Source organism: Klebsiella sp. C349492 (genome assembly GCF_042055345.1).
Taxonomy (GTDB): domain Bacteria; phylum Pseudomonadota; class Gammaproteobacteria; order Enterobacterales; family Enterobacteriaceae; genus Klebsiella; species Klebsiella scottii.
The window spans coordinates 102,735-114,892 of the sequence record NZ_JANQCE010000004.1 but is presented as its reverse complement, the minus strand read 5'-3'; the positions used below and the strand labels follow the sequence as shown (position 1 = coordinate 114,892).

Here is a 12,158-nt window from a genome sequence, read left to right as displayed (position 1 = left end):
CCTGAACCGGCGTCACCACTCGCCGGACACCATTCTGTTCACCAACATGGTGAACCGGGTTAACGATACGGTTGTCGATTTCCCGCAAGCCGATTAACCCGTAAGTTAACGCCTGCTTTACAGCCCCAGAGAGCTAAGCCCCGGATGGTCATCAGGGCGGCGGCCTTGGGGCCAGTGAAACAGGCGTTCGTTTTCGGCGATCGGCAGATCGTTGATGCAGGCGTAGCGCGTGCGCATCAGGCCGTGCTCATCAAACTCCCAGTTTTCATTGCCGTACGAGCGGAACCAGTTGCCGCTGTCGTCATGCCACTCGTAGGCAAAGCGCACCGCAATGCGGTTATCGCTCCACGCCCACAGCTCCTTAATCAGCCGATACTCCTGCTCTTTGCGCCACTTGCGCTGCAGGAAGCCGACGATTTCCGCGCGCCCGTGCACAAACTCGCTGCGGTTGCGCCATTCGCTATCGGGGGTATAGGCCAGCGCCACCTTCTGCGCATCGCAGCTGTTCCAGCCGTCTTCGGCGGCACGTACTTTTTGCGCCGCGCTTTCGCGGGTAAACGGCGGCAGAGGCGGGCGTTGTTCAGTCATGATCTTCTCCTGTGCGGGTTAACTGCTGCAGGCGCTGATTCTCCTGCTCAAGGTCGTGAATACGCTGCTGCAGCGTCTGGCTATATTCCGCCACCTGCTGAGCGCTATAGCGCGGCGTAATATGCTGCGGGCAGTTCCAGTCGAACGCCTGCAGATGAAAGCGAAAAATACGCTCAACGCTGCCGCGGTAATTTTCCGGCTTAACCCGGGCCAGCAGCGCGGGGTCGTCATCCGCCGCCAGCACCTCAACGGTGGCGTAGATTTTCAGCCTGGCACGGCGCGGGTAATCCATCAAAAACAGGCACGCCCTGGCGCTCCCCCGCAGATTGCCGGTGCTGATGTACTGCCGGTTGCCGCTAAAATCAGCCATTGCCAGGGTCGTCTCATCCAGCAGATGCAGAAAGCCGGGCGGCCCGCCGCGATGCTGGATATAGGGCCAGCCGGTTTGCGAAACCGTCGCCAGATAAAAGCTGTCCCGGGTGGTAATCATCGCTTCCTCGCTGGCGGTAAAGCGGTTCGCCTGACGGTGGCCGTGGGGCGATTGCCACAGCCCGTCGCTGCCCATTTCATGCTGGACATCCATCACATCCGGGGTGATGGCAATACCAAGAAAGTCACCGGCCATAGATCCTCCGCATCTCGTATCACTGCCCACAGCATGGACTCTACTGTGACAAATGATAATACTGGAGATCTGGCAATCATCTTTCCGTAGAGCGGGATAATAATGGACCGATTAAGCGCGATGGCGCTGCTGGTGAAGGTTACCGAACTGGGCAGTATGTCGGCGGCGGCACGCGCGCTGAACACGCCGCTGACCACCGTCAGCCGCAACATTGCCGAGCTGGAAAGCGCGCTCGGCGCGCGCCTGCTGACCCGCACCACCCGCCGGCTTACGCTAACCGATGCCGGCGTGGAGTATGTCGCTGCCGCGCGGCGGATCCTGGAAGAGGTGGAGAACGCCGAGCGGCAGGCGGCGGGCGAGTATCTGCAGCCCAAGGGCGAGCTGGTGATCGCCGCGCCGACGATGTTCGGTCGGGTGCACGTTTTGCCGGTGGTGAGCGATTTTCTCGCCCGCTACCCGCAAATTAACGTTCGTTTGCTGCTCAGCGACCGTAACGTTGACCTGATAGACGACCACGTCGATCTGGCGGTGCGCATCGGCACTCTGCCGGATAGCGGTATGGTGGCTACCCGCCTCGGGGAGATGCGCATTGTTACCTGCGCCCAGCCGCTGCTGCTGGCAAAGCACGGCGTGCCGCAGCGCCCCCGCGAGCTGGCCGGGTTGCCGATTATTGCTATTGAATCGCCGATGCCCTACAGCGGCTGGCGGTTTCGCGCCGCCGAAGCGGCTGATCGGCTGGTAACCCTGCGCGCCGTGCTGTCGGTCACCACCCCGGAAAGCGCCGCTGACGCCGCCCGGCTCGGGGTCGGCGTGGCGCGACTGCTGCACTATCAGGCCATCGACGGCCTGACCCGCGGCGAGCTGCAGCTCATTCTGGAATCGGTCGAACCCGAGCCGACGCCGGTGCACCTGCTGTATACCAGCCGGGAGCTGGCCCCGCTCAAGCTGCGCAAGTTCCTCAGCTTCGCCGCGCCGGCGCTGCGCCGGGCGCTGCTGCGCATCGCCGGAACCGCCTAGCGTGCCGCCTTTTTCAGCGGCACCTCTTTCAGCAACCACGAGAGCACAAAGGCAACGGCCATAATGCAGGCGGCCATCAGGAAGGCGGCGTGAATGGCCGCGCCGAAGGCGTCGAGATAATCAAGGCGGATCGCCGTCGGCAGGTTCTGTACCGCCTCCGGGTTTAGCGCCCTGGGCAGCTCGGCGCCTTCCGGCAGCAGGCGCTGCAGGTTATTTTGCAGCACGTGGGTAAATACCGCGCCGAACAGCGCCACGCCGATCGATCCGCCAATCGAGCGAAACAGCGTCACCCCCGAGGTAGCCACGCCGTACATCTGGGCCGGCATCGCGTTCTGCACCGCCAGCACCAGCACCTGCATCACCAGCCCCAGGCCCGCCCCCAGCACGCCGGTAAACAGATACAGCTGCCACATCGGCGAATGGATCGTAATGCGGGTCAGCAGCACCATCCCCGCCACGCCCAGCAGGGTGCCGAGGATCGGGAACAGGCGGTATTTACCGGTGCGGCTGATAATGCGCCCGCTGACGATCGACGTCAGCAGCAGGCCGCCCATCAGCGGGATCAGCTGCAGCCCGGCTTCGGTCGGGGTCGCCGCCTTCACCACCTGCAGATAGAGCGGCAGGAAAGTCACCGAGCCAAATAGCGCCATCCCGATAACAAAACCAATCATGCTGCACAGCAGAAAGCTGCGGTTACGGAACAGCGAGAGCGGAATAATCGGCTCAACGGCCACCCGTTCCTCATAAATAAAGCCAATCATCCCCACCACGCCAAAGGCCAGAATGCACCACAGCTGCGGGTCATTCCACGCCCGTACGCTGCCGCCTTCGGTGGTAAAGAGGATAATGCACACCAGCGCCATGCTCAGATAAAACGCCCCCAGCCAGTCGATCTGGTGCGCGCTGCGCTTATTGCTGCTGTGGAACACCGCGCCAATAACCAGCAGGGCAAACAGCCCCAGAGGCAGGTTGATATAAAAAATCCAGCGCCAGGAGGCGTGCTGCACCAGAAAACCGCCGATAAGCGGCCCGATGACCGTCGCCAGGCCAAACACTCCGCCGAATAGCCCCTGGTAGCGACCGCGGTTTGCCGGAGGGATCACATCGGCGACCGCCGCCATGCTGATCACCATCAGTCCGCCGCCGCCCAGCCCCTGCAGCGCGCGCATCAGCACCAGCTGCGTCATATTCTGCGCCAGGCCACACAGCGCGGAGCCGACGAGGAACAGAACAATCGCCACCTGGAGCACAATTTTTCGCCCGAACAGATCGCCGAATTTACCGTACAGCGGCACCACAATGGTTGAGCTCAGGATATAGGCCGTGACCACCCACGAGAGCTTATCCAGCCCGCCGAGTTCGCCGACGATGGTCGGCAGCGCGGTCGATACGATGGTCTGGTCCAGCGCCGACAGCAGCATAACCAGCAGGAGCGCGCTGAACAGCAGGCGGATCGACGGCGCCGGCTGAGCGGCGATTTCAGATGTCATAGCAACACTCGCTTGAAATTAATTAAATGCATAATTAATATTTAGGGAAATGATGAATCTGGTCAAGAGACAGTGAAGAAATGACGGCACAAAAAGACAATGATGCGCCTCGCCGTCCGGGTCGTCCGCGCGGCAAAAAACCGGGCACCGCTAACCGTGAACAGCTGATGGATATCGCGCTGGCGCTGTTTGCCCGCCAGGGCATCGCCCGGACGTCGCTGAACGCCATCGCTAAAGAGGCCGGGGTCACGCCGGCGATGCTGCATTACTATTTCGACTCGCGGGAGATATTAGTCGACCAGCTGCTGGAAGAGCGCTTTATGCCGCTGCGCAGCGATATCAGCAAGATTTTTATCGACCATCCGCAAGATCCGCTGACCGCGTTTACCCTGCTGATTGAAACTCTCGCCGTGCTGGCGGAACAAAACGACTGGTTTGCGCCGCTGTGGATGCAGGAGATGATTGGCGAAATGCCGGTGCTGCGCCAGCATATGCACGCCCGCTTTGGCGACGATAAGTATCACCGGATGCTGGAGACCATAAGCCGCTGGCAGCAGGAGGGAAAACTCAACCCGGCCCTGTCGCCGGAGCTGCTGTTCACCAGCCTGATTAGCCTGGTGCTGGTGCCCTATTCGCGCATTCGCACCGACGCGCGGCTAAAAGCGATATCCCGGGAAACCATCGTCAGCCACGCGCTGGCGATGATCCAGCAGGGGATTGGCGGCTAATATCCGCGTCGGTGGCGGCCTTATAGCGCCTTCGAGAGATAATGACGTTCCATGCCAGGGTGCGGGAAATCAGGCAGCGACATCTGCAGCCGGTAGCCCTGTTTTTGATAAAACGGCAGGGCCTGGAAGCTGAAGGTGTCCACCAGCACGTGGTTACACCCCTCTTCGCGCGCCTGCTTTTCCGCCGCACGCATCAGCTCGCCGCCCAGCCCGCTACCGCGCGAGGCTTCGCTGACCCACAGGTACTCAATACACAGCCAGTTCGCCTTTCTTTTGGCGATCAGACCGCCCTGCATCTCCCCCGCCCGATCGCGGAGATAGATCCCCAGTTCACCAAACTGCGTCGGGTCCAGGTAGCGCAGGTTGTATTCCCGTAGACCCGCCAGCAGCTCATCACGATCCGCGGGATTAATGCTGGTTGTCATTATTAAAGCCATTAATGCCTCCAGATTAAATTATGTAAGAGTATTATTGGTTCTTACTTTCACAAAAAATTCTTATTTCCTCCATTATTTTTTGCCTTAATTTTCACGATTCAAATTTAGACAAAAAAACCTTTTCATTACCCGGTTGAGACGTATAATGAGCAAAAACGAGAATGATCATTCTCACCAGAAAGGCCAGGAGGGAAGCCATCTCTGCCGCAGAGAAGCCAAAGAATGACCGCTCCGCCGGCCATCGTCGAATAACAACATACAGGAACGCCTGAGTTCCTTTTTTGTCATTTTCGTTTACCCGAAGATGCCTCAGCGCCCAACCCATCACCTCACTATTTAATTAGCGGGGCGGACGTCGTTTATCCTGAGAAAATATAATGAAATACACCATCATACCCATCGCAATAGCATTATTTCTGGTGGCCGGATGCGATAATTCGCAAACATCTGCCCCGCCGCAAATGACGCCGGAAGTCGGCGTTGTCACCCTGAAAGGTCAGTCCGTTTCCGTTATCAGCGAACTGACCGGCCGCACCACCGCGTCGCTCAGCGCCGAAGTGCGCCCGCAGGTGGGCGGGATCGTTCAAAAGCGCCTGTTTACCGAAGGCGATATGGTGAAAGCGGGACAGGCGCTGTATCAAATTGACCCGGCCAGCTATCGCGCCGCCTATAACGAAGCCGCGGCCGCCCTGAAACAGGCGCAATCGCTGACGGTTGCCGACTGCCAGAAAGCCCGGCGCTATACGCAACTGGTAAAAGACAACGGCGTTTCGCTGCAGGATGCCGATGACGCGCAGTCTACCTGTAACCAGGACAAGGCCAGCGTCGAGTCGAAAAAGGCCGCGCTGGAGAGCGCCCGCATCAACCTGAACTGGACCACCGTCAGCGCGCCGATTGCCGGACGGATTGGCATCTCCTCCGTAACCCCAGGAGCGCTGGTCTCTGCCGATCAGGATACGGCCCTGGCGACGATCCGCGGGCTGGAGACGATTTACGTCGATCTCACGCGATCGAGCGTTGATCTGCTGCGCTTACGCCGGCAAACGCTGGCAACCAACGCCGATACCCTTAGCGTCACCCTGAGCCTCGAAGACGGCAGCACCTATAGCGAGAAGGGCCGCCTGGCGCTGACCGAAGTGGCGGTGGACGAATCAACCGGCTCGGTCACGCTGCGCGCGGTGTTCCCCAACCCACAGCACGTCCTGCTGCCGGGAATGTTCGTACGCGCCCGCGTCGATGAAGGCGTAATGGACGATGCGATCCTCGCCCCGCAGCAGGGCATCACCCGCGACGCCAAAGGTAACGCCACCGCGCTGGTGGTCGACGCCAACGGCAAAGTCGCCCAGCGTGACGTCGAAACCGGCGAAGCCTACGGCGATAAATGGCTGGTAGAGAGCGGCCTGAAGAGCGGAGACAGGCTGATCGTTGAAGGAACCAGCAAGGTTGCCGCCGGGCAGCAAGTTAAAGCCGTTGAAATGAAAAACAGCGGAGGCAACGCCTGATGTTCTCCCGCTTCTTCGTCCGGCGCCCGGTGTTCGCCTGGGTCATCGCCATCCTGATTATGCTCGCCGGGATCCTCGCCATCCGCACGCTGCCGGTCGCCCAGTACCCGGACGTCGCCCCGCCGTCGGTGAAAATTTCCGCCACCTACACCGGCGCCTCTGCCGAAACCCTGGAAAACAGCGTGACCCAGGTTATCGAACAACAGCTTACCGGGCTGGATAACCTGCTCTACTTCAGCTCCACCAGCAGCTCCGACGGCTCGGTCAGCATTAACGTGACCTTCGAGCAGGGGACCGATCCGGACACCGCGCAGGTGCAGGTGCAAAACAAGGTCCAGCAGGCCGAATCGCGGCTGCCCAGCGAAGTGCAGCAGTCCGGCGTGACGGTGGTGAAATCGCAGAGCAGCTTCCTGCTGATCCTCGCGGTGTACGATAAAACCGACAAGGCCACCAGCTCCGATATCGCCGACTGGCTGGTGAGTAACATGCAGGACCCGCTGGCGCGCGTCGAAGGCGTCGGCAGCCTGCAGGTATTTGGCGCTGAATATGCGATGCGCATCTGGATGGACCCGACAAAGCTGGCCTCCTATGCGCTGATGCCTTCCGATGTCGAAACGGCAATCGAAGCGCAGAACGTGCAGATCTCGGCGGGTAAAATCGGCGCGCTGCCGTCCTCTAACGCCCAGCAGCTTACCGCCACCGTGCGCGCTCAGTCGCGCCTGCAAACCGTCGATCAGTTCAAAAACATCATTGTGAAGAGCAAGACCGACGGCTCGGTCGTCCGCCTGAGCGACGTCGCCCGGGTTGAAATGGGCAGCGAAGATTACACCGCTTCGGCGAACCTCAACGGCCACCCTGCCGCCGGCATCGCCGTCATGATGGCGCCGGGCGCCAACGCGCTGGATACCGCGACGCGCGTGAAGGATAAGATTGCCGAGTATCAGCGCCAGATGCCGCAGGGCTACGATATCGCCTATCCGAAGGACAGCACCGAGTTTATTAAAATATCGGTTGAGGATGTGATTCAAACGCTGTTTGAAGCCATCGCGCTGGTGGTCTGCGTGATGTATCTGTTCCTGCAGAACTTCCGCGCTACGCTGATCCCGGCGGTGGCGGTTCCGGTGGTGCTGCTTGGCACCTTCGGCGTGCTGGCGCTGTTTGGCTACTCTATCAATACCCTGACGCTGTTTGCGATGGTGCTGGCGATCGGCCTGCTGGTGGATGACGCCATCGTGGTGGTGGAAAACGTCGAGCGAATTATGCGCGATGAGGGGCTGTCCGCCCGTGAAGCCACCGAGAAGTCGATGGGCGAAATTTCCGGGGCGCTGATCGCCATTGCCCTGGTGCTGTCGGCGGTGTTCCTGCCGATGGCCTTCTTCGGCGGCTCAACCGGCGTTATCTATCGCCAGTTCTCGGTCACCATCATCTCGGCGATGATGCTCTCCGTGGTGGTGGCGCTGACCTTAACCCCGGCGCTGTGCGGCGCGCTGCTTAGCCACTCGAAGCCCCATACCACCGGCTTCTTCGGGGCGTTCAACCGCCTGTGGGGGCGCACGGAACAGGGCTATCAACACCGCGTGCTGGGCGGCCTGCGCCGCTCGGCGACGATGATGGGCGCCTTCGCCTTGATTTGCTCCGTCATGGCGCTGGCGATGTGGAAGCTGCCGGGCAGCTTCCTGCCGGCGGAGGACCAGGGCGAAATCATGGTTCAGTACACCCTGCCGGCAGGCGCGACCGCCGTGCGCACCGCCGAGGTTCGCCGCCAGGTAACCGACTGGTTCCTGACCAAAGAGAAGGCCAATACCAGCGCTATCTTTACCGTCGACGGTTTCAGCTTCAGCGGCAGCGGACAGAACGCCGGGATGGCTTTTGTGTCGTTGAAAAACTGGTCCCAGCGCAAGGGCGAAGCCAACACCGCGCAGGCCATTGCCCTGCGCGCCACCAAAGAGCTCGGCAGCATCCGCGACGCCTCGCTGTTTGCGATGACGCCCCCTTCGGTGGACGGCCTCGGGCAGAGCAACGGCTTTACCTTTGAGCTGCTGGCCAGCGGCGGCACCGATCGCGACAGCCTGATGAAAATGCGCAGCCAGCTGCTGGCGGCGGCCAATCAGAGCCCGCAGCTGCAGTCGGTGCGCGCCAACGACCTGCCGCAGATGCCGCAGCTGCAGGTGGATATCGACAACAACAAAGCGGTGGCGCTGGGGCTATCGTTGAGCGACGTCACCGACACCCTCTCCAGCGCCTGGGGCGGCACCTACGTCAACGACTTTATCGATCGCGGGCGGGTGAAAAAGGTCTATATCCAGGGCGATAGCGATTCTCGCGCCGTCCCCGCCGATCTCGGGAAATGGTTCGTGCGCGGCAGCGATGACGGCATGACGCCATTCTCCGCCTTCGCCACCACGCGCTGGCAGTACGGTCCGGAAAGCCTGGTGCGCTACAACGGTTCCGCCGCATTTGAAATCCAGGGCGAAAACGCCGCCGGCTTCAGCTCCGGCGCGGCGATGGACAAGATGGAAGCCCTGGCCAACAGCCTGCCGGCGGGCACCACCTGGGCATGGAGCGGCATGTCGCTGCAGGAAAAACTGGCCAGCGGCCAGGCCATGAGCCTGTACGCCATCTCAATTCTGGTGGTGTTCCTGTGCCTCGCGGCGCTGTATGAGAGCTGGTCGGTACCGTTCTCGGTCATCATGGTGATCCCGCTCGGCCTGATCGGCGCGGCGCTGGCGGCCTGGCTACGCGATCTGAATAACGACGTCTACTTCCAGGTTGCGCTGTTGACCACCATCGGCCTGTCGTCGAAGAACGCCATTCTGATCGTTGAGTTTGCCGAATCGGCGGTGGATGAAGGCTATTCGCTTTCGCGGGCGGCCATACGCGCCGCGCAAACCCGTTTGCGCCCTATCGTGATGACTTCACTGGCGTTTATCGCCGGGGTGCTGCCGCTGGCGGTGGCGACCGGCGCGGGGGCCAACAGTCGCGTGGCGATCGGCAGCGGGATCATCGGCGGCACGCTGACCGCCACGCTGCTGGCTGTCTTCTTCGTTCCCCTGTTCTTTGTGCTGGTGAAACGGTTCTTCACCCGCCAGCGTCCTTCTCAGGAGTAGGTTATGTTTCGTTTTACTTTCGTTTTTATCGCGCTCCTGAGCGCAGGCTGCGTCTCGCTTGACCCACACTATGAGCGCCCGGCGGCGCCGGTCCCCTCCACGCTGCCCGGCGCCCACGGCGAAGCGACGACGGTCGTCAGCCAGTGGCAGCAGGTGGTGAACGACGCGCGGCTCAAAAAAGTGGTGACCATCGCGCTGAACAGCAACCGCGATGTGCAAAAAGCGCTGGCCGATATCGAGGCCGCGCGCGCCCAGTTTGGCGAAACCCGCGCGGCGTTGTTCCCCACCGTTGACGCCGAGCTGAGCCATACCCGCAGCAAAACGGTGGCCAGCGGCCTCACCTCATCATCGGAGGCCGACGGTACGGTCTCCAGCTTCGAGCTGGACCTGTTCGGCAAGAACCAGAGCCTGACGCGCGCGGCGCGGGAAACCTGGCTCGCCAGCGAATTCACCGCCCAGAATACGCGTCTGACGATGATCGCCGACCTGACCACCGCCTGGATCACTCTCGCGGCGGATAACAGCAGCCTGGCGCTGGCCGAAGAAACGATGACCAGCGCCGAAAACTCGCGCAAAATCGTCGCCCGCCAGATGGCGGTCGGTACCGCTTCGGCCAGCGATCTGAGCGATGCAGAAGGCGTCTACCAGCAGGCGCGCGCCAGCGTCGCCAGCTATCGTACCCAGGTCGCGCAGGATAAAAACGCGCTCAACCTGCTGGCCGGTGAAACCGTCCCTGAGAGCCTGCTGCCCGGCACGCTGCAAAGCCTCAGCGACAACAGCATCGCCCTGATCCCCGCCGGCGTCTCTTCGTCGGTCCTGCTGCGCCGCCCGGATATTCAGGAGGCGGAGCATAACCTCAAGAGCGCCAACGCCGATATCGGCGCCGCGCGCGCCAACTTCTTCCCGAGCATTTCGCTAACCGCCAGCGCCGGGGTCGGCAGCGATTCTCTCTCTTCGCTGTTCAGTCACGGGATGCAGGTGTGGTCGTTCGCGCCATCAATCAGCCTGCCGCTGTTTACCGGCGGCAGCAACCTGGCGCAGCTTCGCTATGCCGAAGCGGAGAAAAAGGGGCTGATCGCCACCTACGAGAAAAGTATTCAGAGCGCTTTCAAAGATGTCGCCGACGCGCTGGCGCGCCGGGAAACGCTGGGCGAGCAGCTGGATGCCCAGCAGCAGTACGTCGCCGCCGAGCAGAAATCGCTGGATATCGCCACCCGCAGCTATCAGGCAGGGATCGGCAACTATCTGTCGGTGCTTACCGCTCAGCGTACGCTGTGGTCGGCGCAGGCCACGCTGATTACCCTCCAGCAAACCGATCTGCAAAACCGCATTACGCTCTGGCAATCGCTGGGAGGCGGTGCCAGCTGATCTGCTCAAGCCGGGCCGCCGCGCCCGGCATCTTCATAAGGACCTGATATGCCGCGTATTTCTCTTTCATGGGTCATTATTCTCGGGCTGCTCTCGGGCATCGGCCCGCTCTGTACCGACTTCTATCTACCGGCGCTGCCGGATATCACCCGCCAGCTGAATGCGACCAGCACGCAAACCCAGCTCTCGCTGACCGCCGCGCTGCTCGGGTTGGGTCTCGGCCAGCTGTTTTTTGGCCCGCTAAGCGACCGCATCGGCCGCCGTAAGCCGCTGATTCTCTCGCTGCTGCTGTTTATCGTCTCCTCGGTCATGTGCGCCCTGACGCAGGATATCCATCTGCTGATTGTATGGCGCTTTTTGCAGGGCTTCGCCGGTGCGGGCGGCTCGGTGCTGTCGCGCTCGATTGCCCGCGATCGCTATCAGGGCGCGCTGCTGACCCAGTTCTTTGCCCTGCTGATGACCGTCAACGGCATTGCTCCGGTTCTGTCGCCGGTGCTTGGCGGCTACATTATCACCGCCTTCGACTGGCGCGTGCTGTTCTGGGCGATGGCGGCGATCGGCGGCGTACTGCTGCTGTTAAGCCTGGCGATCCTCCACGAAACCCTGCCGCCAAAAGGCGCCGCAGCCTCGCATAAAGCGAGCGGCTCGCCGGTGCTGAAAAATCGCCGCTTTATGCGCTACTGCCTGATTCAGGCCTTTATGATGGCCGGCCTGTTCTCCTATATCGGCTCGTCGTCCTTCGTGATGCAGAGCGAATTTGCCATGAGCGCCATGCAGTTCAGCCTGCTGTTCGGCCTGAACGGGATCGGGCTGATTATTGCCGCGCTTATCTTCTCCCGCCTGACGCGCCGCTTTTCGGCAGAATCTCTGCTGCGCACGGGGCTAATGCTGGCAGTGCTGTGCGCCGCCGGCATGCTGCTGTTCGCCTGGCTGCGGCTGCCGTTGCCGGCGTTGATCGGCCTGTTTTTCACCGTGTCGTTTATGAGCGGCATCAGCACCGTGGCCGGGGCCGAAGCGATGAATGCCGTTGATGCCGGACAGTCGGGCACCGCGTCCGCGCTGTTAGGTACGCTGATGTTCGTCTTTGGCGGCATCGCCGCTCCGCTCGCCGGACTCGGCGGTGAAACTATGCTGAAAATGAGCCTGGCAATGGCGATAAGCTATTCTCTGGCCCTGCTGTTGAGCCTGAAAAAGCCCGCAGCGGTACGCTAGCCCACCCTGCGGTAATAAAATATTCCATTTTTATTACCGCACAATCCCCCGCCATATCTACAAATATCTTATTATCTGCCGTAC

10 protein-coding genes and 1 pseudogene are annotated in these 12,158 nt (G+C 61.3%); 7 read left to right on the top strand and 4 right to left on the bottom strand.

What is annotated here, in order from left to right; translation table 11 throughout:
* Positions 1-31: 31 nt before the first annotated feature.
* Positions 32-97, top strand: a pseudogene (locus tag NWP14_RS15890) (carboxymuconolactone decarboxylase family protein); the annotation flags it as partial.
* A 20-nt stretch (positions 98-117) separates the two neighbouring features.
* Here the strand turns inward: NWP14_RS15890 and NWP14_RS15885 are convergent.
* Together NWP14_RS15885 and NWP14_RS15880 are read right to left on the bottom strand one after the other, a co-directional pair.
* Positions 118-588 carry a nuclear transport factor 2 family protein gene (locus tag NWP14_RS15885; RefSeq protein WP_095102539.1) on the bottom strand — a complete coding sequence of 157 codons (471 nt, stop codon included), beginning with the start codon at positions 586-588 and terminating at the stop codon, positions 118-120.
* Positions 581-1,213: a pyridoxamine 5'-phosphate oxidase family protein gene (locus tag NWP14_RS15880; protein WP_375215641.1), complete on the bottom strand. Its 633-nt coding sequence runs from the start codon at positions 1,211-1,213 to the stop codon at positions 581-583. The genes NWP14_RS15885 and NWP14_RS15880 overlap by 8 nt, the downstream gene beginning before the upstream one ends.
* 102 nt (positions 1,214-1,315) lie before the next feature.
* Between NWP14_RS15880 and NWP14_RS15875 the strand changes: the two genes are divergently transcribed.
* The gene (locus NWP14_RS15875) at positions 1,316-2,230 is read left to right on the top strand and encodes a LysR substrate-binding domain-containing protein (RefSeq protein WP_375215640.1); all 915 of its coding nucleotides are present in this window, start codon (positions 1,316-1,318) and stop codon (positions 2,228-2,230) included.
* Here NWP14_RS15875 and NWP14_RS15870 read toward each other — a convergent pair.
* Positions 2,227-3,720: an MDR family MFS transporter gene (locus tag NWP14_RS15870; RefSeq protein ID WP_375215639.1), complete on the bottom strand. Its 1,494-nt coding sequence runs from the start codon at positions 3,718-3,720 to the stop codon at positions 2,227-2,229. The two genes, NWP14_RS15875 and NWP14_RS15870, sit on opposite strands and share 4 nt — an antisense overlap.
* 80 nt (positions 3,721-3,800) lie before the next feature.
* Here NWP14_RS15870 and NWP14_RS15865 point away from each other — a divergent pair, with 80 nt between their 5' ends.
* Positions 3,801-4,448 (top strand): TetR/AcrR family transcriptional regulator, encoded by a 648-nt coding sequence (locus NWP14_RS15865; RefSeq protein ID WP_375215638.1) that lies wholly within the window; start codon positions 3,801-3,803, stop codon positions 4,446-4,448.
* A gap of 20 nt (positions 4,449-4,468) precedes the next feature.
* On the opposite strand, the gene NWP14_RS15860 is transcribed toward NWP14_RS15865, so the two are convergent.
* Positions 4,469-4,885, bottom strand: a complete 417-nt coding sequence (locus NWP14_RS15860) for a GNAT family N-acetyltransferase (RefSeq protein WP_045853790.1) — start codon at positions 4,883-4,885, stop codon at positions 4,469-4,471.
* A 377-nt stretch (positions 4,886-5,262) separates the two neighbouring features.
* On the opposite strand from NWP14_RS15860, the gene NWP14_RS15855 reads away from it, so the two are divergent.
* Genes NWP14_RS15855 through NWP14_RS15840 form a run of 4 tightly spaced genes read left to right on the top strand, consistent with a single transcriptional unit; the run spans position 5,263 to position 12,074 of the window.
* Positions 5,263-6,387 carry an efflux RND transporter periplasmic adaptor subunit gene (locus tag NWP14_RS15855; RefSeq protein WP_375215637.1) on the top strand — a complete coding sequence of 375 codons (1,125 nt, stop codon included), beginning with the start codon at positions 5,263-5,265 and terminating at the stop codon, positions 6,385-6,387.
* Positions 6,387-9,494: an efflux RND transporter permease subunit gene (locus NWP14_RS15850; protein WP_375215636.1), complete on the top strand. Its 3,108-nt coding sequence runs from the start codon at positions 6,387-6,389 to the stop codon at positions 9,492-9,494. The genes NWP14_RS15855 and NWP14_RS15850 overlap by 1 nt, the downstream gene beginning before the upstream one ends.
* Positions 9,495-9,497: 3 nt before the next feature.
* On the top strand, positions 9,498-10,862 hold the full coding sequence (locus NWP14_RS15845; protein WP_375215635.1) for an efflux transporter outer membrane subunit: 1,365 nt from the start codon (positions 9,498-9,500) through the stop codon (positions 10,860-10,862).
* 48 nt (positions 10,863-10,910) lie between these two features.
* Positions 10,911-12,074 (top strand): multidrug effflux MFS transporter, encoded by a 1,164-nt coding sequence (locus NWP14_RS15840; RefSeq protein WP_375215634.1) that lies wholly within the window; start codon positions 10,911-10,913, stop codon positions 12,072-12,074.
* Positions 12,075-12,158: the final 84 nt, after the last annotated feature.